The 15878-nt window shown below is 62.8% G+C and carries 11 protein-coding genes; 7 read left to right on the top strand and 4 right to left on the bottom strand.

Annotated elements, in window-relative coordinates; all coding sequences use genetic code 11:
* Positions 1-4: 4 nt before the first annotated feature.
* Together aceA and E2A64_RS04085 are read left to right on the top strand one after the other, a co-directional pair.
* Positions 5-1294, top strand: a complete 1290-nt coding sequence (gene aceA / locus E2A64_RS04090; RefSeq protein ID WP_133283138.1) for an isocitrate lyase — start codon at positions 5-7, stop codon at positions 1292-1294.
* A 79-nt stretch (positions 1295-1373) separates the two neighbouring features.
* A complete protein-coding gene (locus E2A64_RS04085) occupies positions 1374-1613 on the top strand; it encodes an SMc00767 family acetate metabolism repressor (RefSeq protein ID WP_133283137.1) in 240 nt (79 codons plus the stop codon).
* A 76-nt stretch (positions 1614-1689) separates the two neighbouring features.
* Here E2A64_RS04085 and E2A64_RS04080 read toward each other — a convergent pair whose 3' ends face one another.
* Both E2A64_RS04080 and E2A64_RS04075 read right to left on the bottom strand, forming a co-directional pair.
* On the bottom strand, positions 1690-2877 hold the full coding sequence (locus tag E2A64_RS04080; protein ID WP_133283136.1) for a multidrug effflux MFS transporter: 1188 nt from the start codon (positions 2875-2877) through the stop codon (positions 1690-1692).
* A gap of 344 nt (positions 2878-3221) precedes the next feature.
* On the bottom strand, positions 3222-5753 hold the full coding sequence (locus E2A64_RS04075) for a methyl-accepting chemotaxis protein (protein ID WP_133283135.1): 2532 nt from the start codon (positions 5751-5753) through the stop codon (positions 3222-3224).
* Between the two features lie 264 nt (positions 5754-6017).
* Here E2A64_RS04075 and E2A64_RS04070 point away from each other — a divergent pair, with 264 nt between their 5' ends.
* From E2A64_RS04070 to edd, 5 genes are all read left to right on the top strand, one after another.
* Positions 6018-7454, top strand: coding sequence for a glutamine synthetase family protein (locus E2A64_RS04070; RefSeq protein ID WP_133283134.1), 1437 nt, complete (start codon positions 6018-6020; stop codon positions 7452-7454).
* Positions 7455-7479: 25 nt separating this feature from the next.
* Entirely contained in the window at positions 7480-8769 is a 1290-nt protein-coding gene (locus E2A64_RS04065) for an NAD(P)/FAD-dependent oxidoreductase (RefSeq protein WP_133283133.1), read from the top strand.
* A 151-nt stretch (positions 8770-8920) separates the two neighbouring features.
* Complete coding sequence (gene zwf, locus E2A64_RS04060) at positions 8921-10396, top strand: glucose-6-phosphate dehydrogenase (protein ID WP_133283132.1); 1476 nt, start codon at positions 8921-8923, stop codon at positions 10394-10396.
* A gap of 7 nt (positions 10397-10403) precedes the next feature.
* Entirely contained in the window at positions 10404-11105 is a 702-nt protein-coding gene (gene pgl, locus E2A64_RS04055) for a 6-phosphogluconolactonase (RefSeq protein ID WP_133284250.1), read from the top strand.
* A gap of 42 nt (positions 11106-11147) precedes the next feature.
* Positions 11148-12965 carry a phosphogluconate dehydratase gene (gene edd, locus E2A64_RS04050; protein ID WP_133283131.1) on the top strand — a complete coding sequence of 606 codons (1818 nt, stop codon included), beginning with the start codon at positions 11148-11150 and terminating at the stop codon, positions 12963-12965.
* Between the two features lie 16 nt (positions 12966-12981).
* Here edd and bglA read toward each other — a convergent pair whose 3' ends face one another.
* Together bglA and folD are read right to left on the bottom strand one after the other, a co-directional pair.
* On the bottom strand, positions 12982-14658 hold the full coding sequence (bglA, locus tag E2A64_RS04045; protein WP_133283130.1) for a beta-galactosidase BglA: 1677 nt from the start codon (positions 14656-14658) through the stop codon (positions 12982-12984).
* A 195-nt stretch (positions 14659-14853) separates the two neighbouring features.
* Positions 14854-15753 carry a bifunctional methylenetetrahydrofolate dehydrogenase/methenyltetrahydrofolate cyclohydrolase FolD gene (gene folD / locus E2A64_RS04040; protein ID WP_133284249.1) on the bottom strand — a complete coding sequence of 300 codons (900 nt, stop codon included), beginning with the start codon at positions 15751-15753 and terminating at the stop codon, positions 14854-14856.
* Positions 15754-15878: the final 125 nt, after the last annotated feature.

The following is a 15878-nucleotide window of genomic DNA, read 5'->3' as shown; positions in this document are numbered from 1 at the left end:
GGACATGACCGATTTTTACAATCTCGTTCCGGGTGCAGCCGATGGCCGCTTCGACGGCATCGAGCGCCCCTATTCGGCGGCGGATGTCCAGCGCCTCCGCGGGTCGGTCCAGATCAAGCACACACTGGCCGAAAACGGCGCGAACCGCCTGTGGCAGCTGATCAACTCGGAAGACTTCGTCAACGCGCTCGGCGCGCTGTCGGGCAACCAGGCCATGCAGATGGTCCGCGCCGGCCTCAAGGCGATCTATCTTTCGGGTTGGCAGGTCGCCGCAGATGCCAACACCGCTTCGGCCATGTACCCGGACCAGTCGCTCTACCCGGCGAATGCCGCGCCGGAACTGGCCAAGCGCATCAACCGGACGCTTCAGCGCGCCGACCAGATCGAGACCGCCGAAGGCAAGGGCCTGTCCGTCGACACCTGGTTCGCGCCGATCGTCGCGGATGCGGAAGCCGGCTTCGGCGGACCGCTGAACGCCTTCGAGATCATGAAAGCCTTCATCGAGGCAGGCGCCGCAGGCGTGCACTTCGAGGACCAGCTGGCCTCTGAAAAGAAGTGCGGCCATCTGGGCGGCAAGGTTCTGATCCCGACCGCAGCCCATATCCGCAACCTCAATGCCGCGCGCCTGGCAGCCGACGTCATGGGCACGCCGACCCTCATCATCGCCCGCACCGACGCCGAGGCCGCGAAGCTGCTGACCTCGGACATCGACGAGCGCGATCAACCCTTCGTCGACTACGATGCCGGCCGGACCCCCGAGGGCTTCTACAAGGTCAGGAACGGGATCGATCCGTGCATCGCCCGTGCCATCGCCTACGCACCCCATTGCGACCTGATCTGGATGGAGACCGGCAAGCCGGACCTCGAGCAGGCCCGCAAGTTCGCCGAAGCCGTTCACAAGGTCCACCCGGGCAAGAAGCTCGCCTACAACTGCTCGCCGTCGTTCAACTGGAAGAAGAACCTCGACGACGCGACGATCGCCAGGTTCCAGCGCGAACTGGGTGCGATGGGCTACAAGTTCCAGTTCATCACGCTCGCGGGTTTCCACCAGCTCAATTACGGCATGTTCGAACTTGCCCGTGGCTACAAGGATCGCCAGATGGCGGCCTATTCCGAACTCCAGGAAGCGGAATTCGCCTCGGAAGCCAACGGCTATACCGCGACCAAGCACCAGCGCGAAGTCGGCACCGGATATTTCGACGCCGTCTCCATGGCCATCACCGGCGGATCGTCCTCGACCACCGCGATGGGCGAATCCACCGAGACGGAGCAGTTCAAGCCGGCGGCCGAATAGGCCTTCACCGCACTCCGCCTTGGGCGGAGGGCATAACCGAAACGCAATCAAGAACCCCGATTACAAGAGGAGAAATGCCATGACACCGCAGACCCGAGTCAAGGAACGGGCGGAGGAGCAGTCCACGTCCATGTCGACCGACCAGCAGGCAGCCATCCGCATGGTGGCAAACGACCTGCACCGCCTCAATCACGCCGTCATGAAGGCGGTCGATGCCGGGGTTTCAGTGGAACTGGTGCGTTCGGCCCGCCATCACGGCGGGGAAGGAAACTGGGGTGACCTGCTGATCCCGGTCATCGTTACCCAGGGTCGCAGCTAGGCCCTTCGACCTCCAGTCGAAAAGAAGCCGCCGCGGTTTTCCTCCACGGCGGCTTTTTTTGTGCGCCTGCCCTGCTTCAGACGACCGGGATTTTGCGGGCGCTTGCCGATGCGGTGAGCCGGAGCACGATGAAGGTCAGCACGGCGCAAAGCGCGATGGCAACCACCATGGGCAGCGGAGACACCGAGAAGAACGGTGCCACCACAGCCGTCATCAAGCCTCCGACCAGCATCTGCAGCATGCCGCCGAGCGAGGACGCCAGACCGGCGATCTCGCCGTGATCGTCGAGCGCGACAACCATCGATGTCGGGATCACCAGGCCAAGACATGCATTGGCGAGGAACAGGCAGGCGATGATGAGGTAGAGCGAATCGAACCCGGCCCCCACAAGGGCAGCAAGGAGCAGGGACATCACCAGAAAACCCGTCACGCCGCGCGCGATCATCGTTCCCATGCCTATGCGCTCTCCGAGCGGGCCGGCAAATTGCGAGGCGGAGAAAAAGCCCAGCGCGTTCGCGGCGAATGCAAGGCTGAACTCGACCGAACTCAGACCGTAATAGCCCGTGTAGACGAACGAGGCGCTCGCCAGGAACACGAGAAAGCTCGAAAACCCGAATGCGCCGACAAAAGTCGCGCCCATGAAGACGCGATCGGACACCAGAACCTTGGTGCCGGCCCAGAGATTCTTCATGTCGATCGGCACGCGGTGTTCCCGCGCCAGCGTCTCCGGCTGAAGGAAGATCGTCACGAGGATCGAGGCGACACCGGCAAGCGCCAGCACGACAAAGATCGTCCGCCATCCGGAGAGCGCGATGACACCGGAGCCGGCCAGTGGCGCGAGCATCGGCGACACCGAGATCACCAGCATGACCATCGCCATCAGCCTCGTTGCGGCAGGCCCGGTATACTGGTCGCGGATGATGGCGCGCGGGATCACCATCGCCGCTGCACCGCCGAGCCCCTGCAGGAACCGGAAGGCGATGAAGGTGGAGATGTCGGGTGCGATCACGCAGCCGGCAGAGCCGGCGATGAACAACACCAGACCGGCGATCAGCGGCGGCTTGCGACCGTATTTGTCGGCCAGCGGCCCGTAGACGATCTGCGCGAGACCGAAGGCAATGAAGTAGGCGGTGATCGTCATCTGCGTTGCCGCAACGGTTCCGCCAAGCGTCCGCCCGACCGCGGGCATGGCCGGCAGATACATGTCGATGCTGAACGGACCGACACAGCACAGGAGACCGAGAATGAGGGCAGTACGGAACATTCCGGATGCCATGAGGAGTACCTCTCGAAAAAGGGCGGTGAGCGCTTTCGCTCGCCAAAACAGGAAATGCGGCGCGAGGCAGAAAATGCTCGCGACCGGGGCAGCGCGAAGACGCGCAGGCGGTCGGGTCTGAAAAACGGACAGGAAGCTTAGACCGGTACCGGGCGCAGCGCGGCGCTAATCAATTCTCGGCAAGGTGTTCATCGGCCCGGACTCCTTCGAAGCGGAAGCAGGCGCGAACCTACGCCCGCGCCCGCCCGATGCCAAGACCAGCATATTTGAAATGGCTTGATGACCGCCCGCTGTTGCACTTTTGCCACCGCGGCCGGCCGCCTGCGCTTCTGTTACGCAGCCGCCGGATGCCGCGCTTCATCCTTGGATTCCACACTGGTCCTGAACTGCTTCACAAGCTCCGTCAGCGCGACGGATTCATGGGCAAGCGACTGGCTGGAAGCGTTCACCTCCTCCACCATGGCCGCGTTCTGCTGGGTCATCTGGTCCATCTGGCTCACGGAGCTGTTGACTTCCGCCAGACCGGTAGCCTGTTCGCTGCTGGCGCGAGCGAGCGCCTCGATATGCCGGGTGATCTCGTTGATACGCTCGTTCACACGGCTCATGGCTTCACCGCTCTGGTTGACCAGCGACACACCATTGTGCACCTCGACGGCGGAGTGTTCGATGAGCGCCTTGATCTGCTTCGCAGCCGTTGCCGAACGACCGGCAAGCTCGCGCACCTCCTGGGCGACCACGGCAAAGCCTCGTCCAGCCTCACCGGCTCGCGCGGCCTCGACACCGGCATTGAGCGCCAGGAGGTTGGTCTGGAAGGCGATCTGGTCGATAACCTCGATGATGTGACCGATCTTGCCCGATGCGGCATCGATGCGGCCCATCGCGTCGACGGCCTCGGCGACCACTTCACTCGAACGGACCACGTCGGAACAGGTTTCCATGGCAAGGCTGTTGGTCTGGGCGGCGGCCTCCGACGAGGACTGGACGGTCGACGAGATCTGCTCGACCGCGGCGGCAACTTCCTCGAGGGAAGCGGCCTGTTGCTCGGTCCGACGTGCGAGGTCGTCGGCGGCAGCCTGCATCTGCCCACCATTGGACTGGATCATCTCGGCATTGTCGCGGATCCGCGACATCGCCTCGCGCATGCGGTCGACGGATTCGTTGAAATCCACGCGCAGCACGTCGAGATTGCCCTCGAAGGGCGTTTCGATCCGGCTGACAAGATCGCCGTGCGCTAGATTGTTGAGCGCCGCACCAAGAGCCGCGACGGCGGCCTGGACGGAGGCTTCGGCAACGGCCTTTTCCTCATCCATGCGGGCGCGTTCGGCGGCGGCGCGTTCGCGGGCGCCTTCGCTCTCCCGCTCGACGCGGACCTTGTCGATCGCATTCGTACGGAAGATGCCCAGGGCACGCGCCATCTCGCCGATTTCGTCGCGACGATCGGTATCGGAAACCTCGGTGCCGAGATCGCCCTGCGCGACATTGCGCATGCCGTCCACCAAACGCATGATCGGACGCTTGAGTGCTGCGACCAGCAGCGTGGCCGCCAGCACGGCGATCAGACCGGCGATGGCGGCGCCGCCAAAGGTAATTCCGTCGGCGCGCTGCTTGGTGTCTGCGGCAGCGCTACGCTGGCTGTCGGCGAAGACGAGTATCGATTGCCACCCCTCCTCGATCCGCTGAGATGCCAGATCGAAAGCGTTCTCGCGGGTTGCGATCGTATCCATGAGGCTGCCGGCATTCTGGTTGACCATGCGAACCCGTTCCAGCTGCTCCGCACCGATCAGTTCGATGATCGCGGGGCCGCCTTCCTCGAGTTCCATTTGCTGGATCACCTGATCGACGCGAACCAGGCCCACGGCCATGTTTTCCGCACGCGTCTCGTCCGGGAAGCCGAGAAATTCAGCGATCAGAAGCTCCAGATTGACGGCGCGATTGGCGAATTCGGTGATGCCGTTGATCAGCAGCCGGCCCTGGACGACCTGCGGGTCGATCTCGATGAAGCGCTTGGCGGCCTCGCTCGAGAGCTTGGAAGCAAGCCCCTGGAGGCGAATTCCGACGGGACGAAGATTGTTGGCAAAACGCTGGATGCGATTGACCGAAGCGGGGTTCACCACATCCGCCTTCAGCAGATCAAGAATGCCCTTGAGATTGTCCGAAATGATGCTGTCGAGACCGGGCTGACCATCGGGAATGGCGCGCGGCAGCTTCGTCTTCATCCGGCGCATGTTGCGGCTGAGCTCTTCAGCCGCCGCAAAGACTTCGGCTGGTTCCGAGGGCGTGGCGATGGCAGTCGCGATCTCGACGACCTCGCGGGCGCTGGCATCGAGAAAGTCCGCCTGACGCAGAAGCTCCTTGGCTTCCTCTTCGGCTCCGGTGATCTCTTCGAGGATTTCAGCACCGCGTGACGTCGCCCGCGCCGCCATTTCCTCAAGAAGCGTGTTGATTTCGCCGAACTCGCGGCGAATGCCCATTTCCTGACCGTGAAGGGCCCAGAGCGCATCGACGTTGGTACGGAGATCCCCGGCTACTTCGCTGGCATTGGTGAGTGCATCCCGTTCGACGTCGCTGGAGGCGAGCTGCTGCTTGCCGGCCAGGCTCTCGATTTGCGCGTCGAGCTGACGGGTGACTTCATTGCGCTTGTCTTCCGTGGTGTGCTCGAGGAATTCGTTCATTCCCGAATAGGCTTCCTGAAAGCCGCTGAGCGACTCTATCGACGCGCCGGTGCCGTTCAGCCTCTGGCCGAGCAGCGACCCGGTATAGAAGTTTATGGCAGCCAATGAAGCGATCCCGCCAATCAGAGGCACCACGAAAATGAGGACCTTGGTCTGAATGGAGAAACGCGCGAGCAGGCGGTCGATAGACATAGCGATATCCGGGAGACAAAGAACTGAACTGGCAGCGCTGCCCCTGCTGCATCATGCATTCCGTGGGAAACGCGCAAAAGGCACGATCCGCATGGCGAGGTTGGCTAATACAACTACGGGTTAGCGGTTAACGGCACCTGAAGCGCGCCCATGAATTTTCATCGAAAACTTCTTCAGCGTAACCGGTTCCTGCAATGCAGCGGAGTCTGGCGCTCTCATGAAATCCCGTTATGATGGCGCCGTTCACAACAGAAACGGTGACTTATGGTACTGAACAAGGCGGGCAAACCAACCGGAACTCCGGCCAAACCGCGCAAGGGAAAATCGGCACATATCGAATCCAAGAGAGGCGTGAAGAGCTGGAAGGAAGCCGACGACTGGCTGAGGGCCCGCGGCATCGAAGACATCGAGTGCATCACCCCCGACCTTGCCGGCGTCCCGCGCGGCAAGATGATGCCGACCTCGAAATTCACGTCCAACACGTCACTGTCGCTGCCGTCCTCCGTCTTCAAACAGACGATTTCGGGCGAATATCCCGCCGAGACCGGCGACTTCCGCTACGACCCGCTCGACGGCGACCTCAAGCTGATGCCGGACCTTTCGACGCTCGCCAGCGTACCGTGGGAAACGGATCCGACGGCACAGGTCATCTGCGATATCGTGGACAAGAACGGGCAGCCCGTCGCCTACACCCCGCGCTCGGTCCTGCGCCATGTGCTCGAACTTTATGAAGAGCGCGGCTGGCGCCCGGTCGTGGCACCGGAAATCGAATTCTATCTGGTTGCGCAGTCGGAAGACCCGGATCTCGCGCTCAAGCCACCACGTGGCCGTTCGGGCCGCACAATCGTGGGCGGCCAGTCCTATACGATCGCCGGCGTCAACGAGTTCGACGAGCTGGTCGACGATATCTACGACTTTTCGGAAAAGCAGGGCCTCGAGATCGACACGCTGATCCACGAGGAAGGCCCTGCGCAGCTTGAAATCAACCTGCGCCACGGCGATCCGATCGAGCTCGCCGACCAGGTCTTCATGTTCAAGCGCACCATTCGTGAAGCCGCGCTCAATCACGGCATGTACGCCACCTTCATGGCCAAGCCCATGCAGGAGGAAGCCGGATCGGCGATGCACATCCACCAATCGGTGGTCGACGCCAAGACAGGCAAGAACGTCTTCTCCAACGCCGACGGCAGCCCGAGCGAGGCCTTCTTCCATTTCATCGGCGGCATGCAGCACTTCATCCCGAAGTCTCTCGTCATGATGGCGCCCTATGTGAACTCCTACCGACGGATGGCGCCGGACATGTCGTGCCCGGTCAACAATGCCTGGGGCTATGACAACCGCACCACGGCCTTCCGTGTTCCATCCTCCGAACCGGTGGCGCGACGGGTGGAAAACCGGCTGCCGTCATCGGATGCCAATCCATACCTGGCGCTCGCGGCATCGCTGGCCTGCGGCTGGATCGGGATGGTCAACGAGATCGTGCCGGGCAGCCCGGCGGAAAAGGCGGTCAACGAAGGCTCGGTGGATCTGCCGCGCGGGCTTCTGGAAGCCGTTTCCCTGCTGGAAAGCGAGCCCTATTTCGCCCGTGTCTTCGGCCAGGATTTCGTCGACACCTATGCCGGCGTGAAGCGTGGCGAATTTGAAACCTTCATGCGGGTGATCAGCCCGTGGGAACGTGAGTTCCTGCTGCTCAACGTCTGAGCAGACCTTTCTCGAGAAGACAGACATGACCACCCATCAAAGCCCGATTGCGCCTGGCATCAGCTTCTATCAGGCGACGCTGAGCGATCGCCCCCTCTATCCCGAACTGCCGGGCAATGCCGAAGCCGATGTGTTGATCGTCGGCGGCGGCTTTACCGGTTTGCAGGCGGCCTACCATCTGGCCAGGGCCGGCAAATCGGTGATCGTCATCGACGGCGCGCGCTTCGGCGATGGCGCCTCGGGCCGCAACGGAGGACAACTCGGCACCGGACAGCGATCGTGGCCCGAGGAACATGAGGCGGAAATCGGCCGCGAACGCGCCACGCACCTCTTCAGGATCGCAGAACGCGCCAAGGCTCACCTGCACGCATTTGCGGCCGAGCACGGTATCGAGGCCGACTACCGGCCCGGACAGATCTCGGCGGCGCACAAGAAATCCTACGTCTCCGCCTACCGCGATCACGCGAAGATCGTGCGTGACCGGTACGACTACCCTCACATCACGTTTCTCGACCGCGAGGAACTGGCGAGCAAGCTCGGCAGCACCCATTACCACGCCGGCATCATCGACACCGGAACGGGGCACATCAACCCGCTCAAATATGTCGTGGGACTCGCCAGAGCGGCCGCGGATGCGGGTGCTCGCTGTTACGAGAATACCCGCGCCAGCTCGATCACGTCGGAAGCTGGCAAGGTCACGGTCACGACGCCCCATGGCACGATCACGGCCGGCCGGGCGCTTCTCGCATGCAATGCCTATATCGACGGGCTCGAGCAGAAGGCGAGCGCGCATGTCATGCCGATCCGGTCGTTCATCGGCGCCACCGTACCGCTCGGCCACAACTCCACGGTCCTTTCCGGCGGCGAATCCGTGGACGATTCCCGGTTCGTGGTCCGCTATTTCCGGAAAAGTGTCGACGGGCGCCTGCTTTTCGGCGGCCGCGAAGCCTATACGTCGGACAACCCGACGGACATCTCGCAGCATATCCGCCGGCAGATCACCGAGATCTATCCCGAACTGAACGAGATCGAGATCTCCCATGCCTGGGGCGGTTCGGTCGGCATCACCCTTCCGCGCCAGCCCTATGTCGAGGAGGTCATGCCCAACGTGACCGCCATCGGCGGCTATTCCGGCCATGGCGTGATGCTGTCGAACTTCTGCGGCAAGCTTTACGCCGACCATGTGCTGGGTGGCTCCGAGGACCTCGAAGCCCTGCGCGCGCTCGACGTTCCGTCGTTCCCGGGCGGACGCACATTCCGCAAACCGCTTCTTTTCCTGGCATTGACCTGGTTTGCCATGCGCGACAGGTTCTAGGCACGCGGACCGCCGCAATCCGCCAAACAGCCATGGAACGACGCTGCAAACAACGGCATCGATGATATAAACCCGCCCAAGACCAAGCTTGGGTCTGGAATTTTTAAATCGATTAGATTACGGTCTTCGCAATCGCATACAGGAACACGTCATGAGCAGCCAGATCATTCCCGTCGATCCGTTTGACTACATCGTCTTCGGCGGCACCGGGGACCTCGCGGAACGCAAACTCCTACCCGCGCTCTTTCACCGCCAACTTGCGGGGCAGCTGACCGATCCGACGCGGATCATCGGCGCATCGCGGTCGGAGATGTCGGACGAAGAGTATCGCGACTATGCGCGCAAGGCGCTTGAAGAGCACGTCAAGGAAGAGGAACGCGACGCCGAACACGTCAAGAAATTCCTCTCGCGGCTGTATTATGTCTCGATCGATGCCACCTCGACACGGGGCTGGGATACGCTGAAGGCGCTCTTGGCGGAAGGCGAAGACCGGGTTCGCGCCTTCTATCTCGCCGTGCGCCCGTCGATCTTCGGCGACATCGCAACCCATATCCGCGACAACGGCCTGATCACCGAAAAGACACGCATCGTCGTCGAGAAGCCGATCGGCCGCGACCTCAAGTCTGCCGAGGAACTGAACAACACGATCGGCGAGGTGTTCACCGAGGACCAGATCTTCCGCATCGACCACTATCTCGGCAAGGAGACGGTGCAGAACCTGATGGCGCTGCGCTTTGCCAATGCGCTCTACGAGCCGCTGTGGAACTCCGCCCATATCGATCACGTGCAGATCACGGTCGCCGAATCCGTGGGCCTCGAAGGCCGGGCGGATTACTATGACCGCGCAGGCGCGTTGCGTGACATGGTGCAGAACCACATCCTCCAGCTTCTCTGCCTCGTTGCGATGGAAGCCCCCTCCTCGATGGAGGCCGAAAGCGTGCGCGACGAGAAGCTGAAGGTGCTGCGCTCGCTCAAGCCGATCACCGCGAACAACGCGGATGAAGTCACCGTGCGCGGCCAGTACAAGGCCGGGGCATCCTCCGGCGGACCGGTCAAGGGCTATCTGGAGGAACTCGAGGGCGGGGTCTCCAATACCGAAACCTTCGTGGCGCTCAAGGCAGAGATCAACAACTGGCGCTGGGCCGGCGTGCCGTTCTACCTGCGTACCGGCAAGCGGCTTGCGACGCGGATGTCGGAGATCGCCATCACGTTCAAGCCGATCCCCCACTCGATCTTCGACGAGACCGCCGGAAAGGTGATCGCCAACCAGCTCGTCATCCGCCTGCAGCCCGACGAGGGTGTGAAACAGTGGCTGATGATCAAGGATCCGGGCCCGGGCGGCATGCGCCTGCGCCATGTTCCCCTCGACATGAGCTTCGCCGGCAGTTTCGAGGAACGCAATCCGGACGCCTATGAACGGCTTCTCCTCGACGTGATACGCTCCAACCAGACGCTGTTCATGCGGCGCGACGAAGTGGAAGCGGCCTGGAAATGGGTCGATCCCATCCTCAGCGCCTGGGAGTCCACCAACCAGAAGGCGCATGCCTACACGGCCGGCACCTGGGGACCGAGCCAGGCGATCGCGCTGATCGAGCGCGACGGCAGAACCTGGCATGAAAGCGACTGATGCGACCATGAAAGCCGAGATGAAACAATTCGACGACCGCGCGGCACTCGCCAGCGGTCTCGCCGCTGCGGTGGCGAAGAAGCTGTCGGCGGCAATCGAGAAGGATGGCGACGCATCGCTCGCGGTTTCCGGTGGCTCGACGCCGAAGAAGTTCTTCGAAGAGCTGTCCCACGCCAGGATCGACTGGTCGAAGGTGACCGTCACGCTGGTCGATGATCGCATGGTGCCGCCCGACCACGAACGTTCCAACGAGCGGCTGGCTTATGAACATCTTCTGACCAACGAAGCGATGAAGGCGAAATTCGTGCCGCTGTGGAGCGACCTGTCGGACCATGTCGACACGCTCGCCGAACATGCCTCCAAGACGATCGGTCATATCGAGCGGCCGTTCGACGTCGTCATTCTCGGCATGGGAACGGATGGTCACACCGCATCGTTCTTTCCCGAGGGCAACAATCTTCGCGCAGCGATCGACCCTGACGGCAAGACGGCCGTCATCTCGATGCTGGCGCCGGGTGCCGGAGAGCCCCGGCTGACAATCACCCTGCCCCGTCTCGTCGAGGCGGACATGCTGGTTCTGCATATCGAGGGCGACGAGAAACTGAGCGTGCTCGAAAAGGCACGCGAGGGTGGACCGGAGGAAGAGATGCCGATCCGCGCCGTGCTCTCGAAAGCTCCCCGACCGGTCACCGTCTACTGGGCCCCCTGACCAAGCGGAACGCTGAACCGGCCCTACAAAGAGAGGTACGCCATGACTGTCGATACCCGCATTGCCGCCGTTACCCGCCGCATCATCGAACGCTCCAAGCCGACCCGCGAGCCCTATCTCGCGCGCGTCAAGGACGCCGTTTCCAAGGGGCCGCATCGTTCGGTCCTTTCCTGCGGCAACCTTGCTCACGGCTTTGCCGCCTGCGGCGTGACCGACAAGGCCAATCTTTCCGGCGACACGGTGCCGAATATCGGCATCATCACCGCCTATAACGACATGCTCTCTGCGCACCAGCCGTTCGAGACCTATCCGCAGATGATCCGTGACGCGGCGCGCGAAGCCGGCGGCGTGGCTCAGGTGGCCGGCGGCGTGCCTGCCATGTGCGACGGCGTCACCCAAGGCCAGCCGGGCATGGAGCTGTCGTTGATTTCGCGCGATGTCATCGCCATGTCCGCGGCAATCGGTCTGTCGCACAACATGTTCGATGCCGCGCTCTATCTCGGCGTCTGCGACAAGATCGTACCGGGCCTGTTCATCGCCGCCCTCTCCTTCGGCCACCTGCCGACGATTTTCGTGCCCGCCGGCCCCATGACGTCCGGCCTGCCGAATGACGAGAAGGCGCGCATCCGTCAGCTCTATGCGGAAGGCAAGGTCGGCCGGGAAGAACTGCTGGAAGCGGAATCCAAGTCCTATCACGGTCCCGGCACCTGCACCTTCTACGGCACGGCCAACTCGAACCAGATGCTCATGGAGATCATGGGCCTGCACATGCCCGGCGCCACCTTCGTCAATCCGGGTACGCCGCTGCGCGATGCACTGACGAAGGAAGCGACCAAGCGGGCGCTGGCCATTACGGCCCAGGGCAACGAGTTCACCCCTGTCGGCGAGATGATCGACGAACGCTCGATCGTCAACGGCGTCGTCGGACTTCACGCCACGGGCGGCTCGACCAACCACACGCTGCACCTCGTCGCCATGGCGCGTGCGGCCGGCATCATTCTCACCTGGGAAGACATCGCCGACCTGTCGGATGCCGTGCCGCTTCTGGCACGCGTCTATCCCAACAGCCTCGCCGACGTGAACCACTTCCACGCCGCCGGCGGCATGGGCTACCTCATCTCGCAGCTTCTGAAGGCGGGTTACCTGCACGAGGACGTTCGCACGATCTGGGGTCAGGGACTTTCGGCCTATGCGGTTGAAGCCAAGCTCGGGCCGGACGGCACGGTGATCCGCGAGGCGGCTCCCGAGGTCAGCGCCGACCCGAAGGTCATCAGCCGGGCCGAGGACCCCTTCCAGCCCAATGGCGGGCTGAAGATGCTCACGGGCAATCTCGGCAAGGCCGTGATCAAGATTTCGGCCGTGAAGGCCGAACATCAGGTGATCGAAGCCCCGGCCCGCATCTTCCACAGCCAGCATGACCTGCAGGCAGCCTTCAAGGCCGGAGAGCTGACAGGGGACTTCGTCGCCGTGGTCCGCTTTCAGGGACCGAAGGTCAACGGGATGCCGGAGCTGCACAAGCTCACACCGCCTCTGGGCGTCCTGCAGGACCGGGGCCAGAAGATCGCGCTCGTGACCGACGGGCGCATGTCCGGGGCGTCGGGCAAGGTCCCGGCCGCGATCCATGTCACGCCGGAAGCACTCGACGGCGGTCCGATCTCGAAAATCCGCGAAGGCGACATGGTTCGCGTCGATGCGCGGGCCGGAACGCTGGAAGTGCTCGTCGATGCCGCCGAGTTCGATGCCCGCAAACCGGCCGAAGCCGATATCTCGGAATACGAGACCGGAATGGGCCGCGAACTCTTCGGCCGCTTCCGCGCGCTGGCGGCGACGGCCGACCAGGGCGCCGGCATCCTCGGCTGAAGCGAATGCGTGGCGCCTAGCCTGCGATTTCCGCGAAATAGGCATCATAGGACGGGATGCTGATCGTCCCGTCCGGCTTCATGATGCCCGAAAAGCAGTGCTGTTCGAGCCATTCGAGCCTGATGCCCTGGGGCACGGTGATTTCCTGCGTCTCGGTCGAGAAATTGAAGGCGCAGAAAATGGCTTCCTCGTCAGTCCGGCGAATGAAGCTCAGGATCGCATCGTCAACGTCCACGAACTCGATGTCACCCTTGGCGAGAGCCGGGTGCTGGCTGCGGAATTCGAGCATGCGGCGATAGTGGTTGAGGATGGAGGCCTGGAGATGGTCCTGGCTCTCCACCGACATGGCACGATGCTCCGGCGGTATGGGCAACCAGGGATGTCCCCCGGTGAAACCCGCAGAGTGGGCGTGTTCTTCCCACACCATCGGCGTGCGGCAGCCATCGCGCCCCTTGAAGTCCGGCCAGAACTGGATGCCGTAGGGATCGCGGAGATCCTCATAGGCAAGCTCTGCCTCGGTCAGCCCCAGTTCCTCGCCCTGATAGAGGCAGACGGAACCGCGCAGCGACATGATGACCCCGGCAAGCAGCTTGATGTAATGGTCGCGGTCGGCGACATTGCCAGCCCAGCGGGTGGCATGGCGCACGACGTCGTGGTTCGAGAATGCCCAGCAGACCCAGCCATCGGGCGCGGCATTGAAGAAATCACCCACCACTTGGCGCACCCGCCGCGGCGTCAGCGGCTCGTTGGCGAGGAACTCGAAGGCGTAGCACATCTGCATCTTGTCGTTGCCGGACGTGTAGTCGGCAACGATCGACAGGCCACGCTGTGCATCTCCCACCTCACCGACAGAGGCGATCGCCGGATATTCGTCCATCAATGCGCGGAAGCGCTTGAGGAACTCGATGTTTTCCGGGCGGTTCTTGTCATACAGGTGGTTCTGGTAATTGTAGGGGTTCACCGCCGGCGCGATGGAATCGTTGCGCTCCTCGGGCGGCAGCGCCGGATTGTCGCGCAGCTCATCGTCGCAGAAATAGAAATTGATCGTGTCGAGGCGGAAACCGTCGACACCGCGGTCGAGCCAGAAGCGGGCGACGTCGAGCACCGCATCCTGAACTTCCGGATTGTGGAAATTGAGGTCCGGCTGCGACGTCAGGAAATTGTGCTGGAAATATTGCAGCCGCGTCGGGTCCCAGGCCCACGCCGTGCCGCCAAAGATCGACAGCCAGTTGTTGGGCGGCGAGCCGTCCGGCTTCGGGTCGGCCCAGACATACCAGTCGGCCCTGGGATTGTAGCGGCTCGCGCGACTTTCCACGAACCACGGATGCTGGTCGGAGGTGTGCGAGATCACCAGGTCGATCATGATGCGGATGCCGCGGTCATGGGCCTGCTTGATCAGATAGTCGAAGTCGCTCAGCGTGCCGAACATCGGATCGACATTGTTGTAATCGGAAATATCGTAGCCGAAGTCCTTCATCGGCGAGGTGAAGAAGGGCGAAATCCAGATCGCATCCACGCCGAGGCTTTCGATATAGTCCAGACGCTGGGCGATGCCGTAGAGATCACCGATCCCGTCGCCGCTCGTATCCTGATAGGAGCGCGGGTAGATCTGGTAGATGACGGCGCCGCGCCACCAGTCCTCGTCGAGTGTCACGGCACCCTTGGCCGTCTTGTGCGGGTGAGCCGAGGTCATCGTCGTGCTCCTGTCTCTGGAAGTCTGCCTCCGGGCGGAGAGTATGAGCTCTGCGGCATGACGCCGGTGGCAACGTGCCCTTCGGCCTGTCTGTGGCGTGAATTCCGTTTCCCGGTTCGTGGGGAGCCTAGCCAAAGAGCCGGGCCGGAACAAGGCGGCAGAAGCCGGGGTGGCCTTCCGCCTCCCTTGGGGAACTCAGAAAGAGGGTTCGGGTTGCGCGTTGGCGCGAAAAGCCGCGGTGACCGTATTGGCCATCAGCATGGCGATGGTCATCGGCCCGACGCCGCCCGGCACCGGCGTGATGGTGCCAGCGACGTCCGCGCATTCGGCAAAAGCCACGTCGCCGACCAGACGGGTCTTGCCCTCTCCGCGCTCAGGTGCAGGAATTCGGTTGATGCCGACATCGATGATGGTGGCGCCGGGTTTCACCCAATCCTTCTTGACCATCTCGGGGCGACCCACAGCGGCGACGAGGATATCGGCGCGACGGCAGACCTCGGCAAGATCCTTCGTCCGCGAATGACAGATGGTGACGGTCGCATTTGCGGCCAGAAGCAGCGCGCCCATCGGCTTGCCGAAGAGGTTGGAGCGTCCGATGACAACGGCGTTCAGGCCCGAAAGGTCCGCGCCATGCGTCTGCCGGACGAAGAGCATGGCCCCGGCTGGCGTGCAGGAAATGAGCCCCGTCTTCAGATCGCCGGTCATCAGCTTGCCGGCATTGATCACATGCAGCCCATCGACATCCTTCTCGGGCTTGATCGACTGGGTCACGGCGTCGGCGTCGAGATGATCGGGAAGCGGCAACTGCACGAGGATGCCGTGGACGGTCGCGTCACCGTTGAGTTGCTCGACGAGCGCCAGCAGATCCGTCTGCGAGGTTTCGGCCGGCAGCGTGTGCTGGACCGAGTTGAAGCCGCACTCCTTCGCCATGCGGCTTTTGGACGAGACATAGACATGCGAGGCCGGATCGTCCCCGACGATGATCACCGCAAGCCCGGGCTTCACGCCGGCAGCGGCTTCAAGTTCGGAGGATGCGGCCCTGACCTTCTCGATCACCGAAGCCGCGACCGCCTTGCCGTCGATTACGTTCGCCATCATGACAACTCCCATGTCTGATCCGACCGGAGTTTGGGGAAAGCGGATGCGCGGCAATCATTCAGCCGCGACCCGCGCCGGTCATTTTCCGCCCTTCTGGGAGATAAATCGGGAAAGGTAAAGGC

Source organism: Pseudohoeflea suaedae, from assembly GCF_004354915.1.
GTDB classification, from domain to species: domain Bacteria; phylum Pseudomonadota; class Alphaproteobacteria; order Rhizobiales; family Rhizobiaceae; genus Pseudohoeflea; species Pseudohoeflea suaedae.
The sequence above is the reverse complement of the archived record's forward strand: the minus strand, read 5'-3'. Positions and strand labels throughout refer to the sequence as shown.

Bases quoted from the DNA above. Each gene is read 5' to 3' on its own strand.
- aceA (WP_133283138.1), top strand. From the start codon at position 5: ATGACCGATTTTTACAATCTCGTTCCGGGTGCAGCCGATGGCCGCTTC.
- E2A64_RS04085 (WP_133283137.1), top strand. From the start codon at position 1,374: ATGACACCGCAGACCCGAGTCAAGGAACGGGCGGAGGAGCAGTCCACG.
- E2A64_RS04080 (WP_133283136.1), bottom strand. From the start codon at position 2,877: ATGTTCCGTACTGCCCTCATTCTCGGTCTCCTGTGCTGTGTCGGTCCG.
- E2A64_RS04075 (WP_133283135.1), bottom strand. From the start codon at position 5,753: ATGTCTATCGACCGCCTGCTCGCGCGTTTCTCCATTCAGACCAAGGTC.
- E2A64_RS04070 (WP_133283134.1), top strand. From the start codon at position 6,018: ATGGTACTGAACAAGGCGGGCAAACCAACCGGAACTCCGGCCAAACCG.
- E2A64_RS04065 (WP_133283133.1), top strand. From the start codon at position 7,480: ATGACCACCCATCAAAGCCCGATTGCGCCTGGCATCAGCTTCTATCAG.
- zwf (WP_133283132.1), top strand. From the start codon at position 8,921: ATGAGCAGCCAGATCATTCCCGTCGATCCGTTTGACTACATCGTCTTC.
- pgl (WP_133284250.1), top strand. From the start codon at position 10,404: ATGAAAGCCGAGATGAAACAATTCGACGACCGCGCGGCACTCGCCAGC.
- edd (WP_133283131.1), top strand. From the start codon at position 11,148: ATGACTGTCGATACCCGCATTGCCGCCGTTACCCGCCGCATCATCGAA.
- bglA (WP_133283130.1), bottom strand. From the start codon at position 14,658: ATGACCTCGGCTCACCCGCACAAGACGGCCAAGGGTGCCGTGACACTC.
- folD (WP_133284249.1), bottom strand. From the start codon at position 15,753: ATGGCGAACGTAATCGACGGCAAGGCGGTCGCGGCTTCGGTGATCGAG.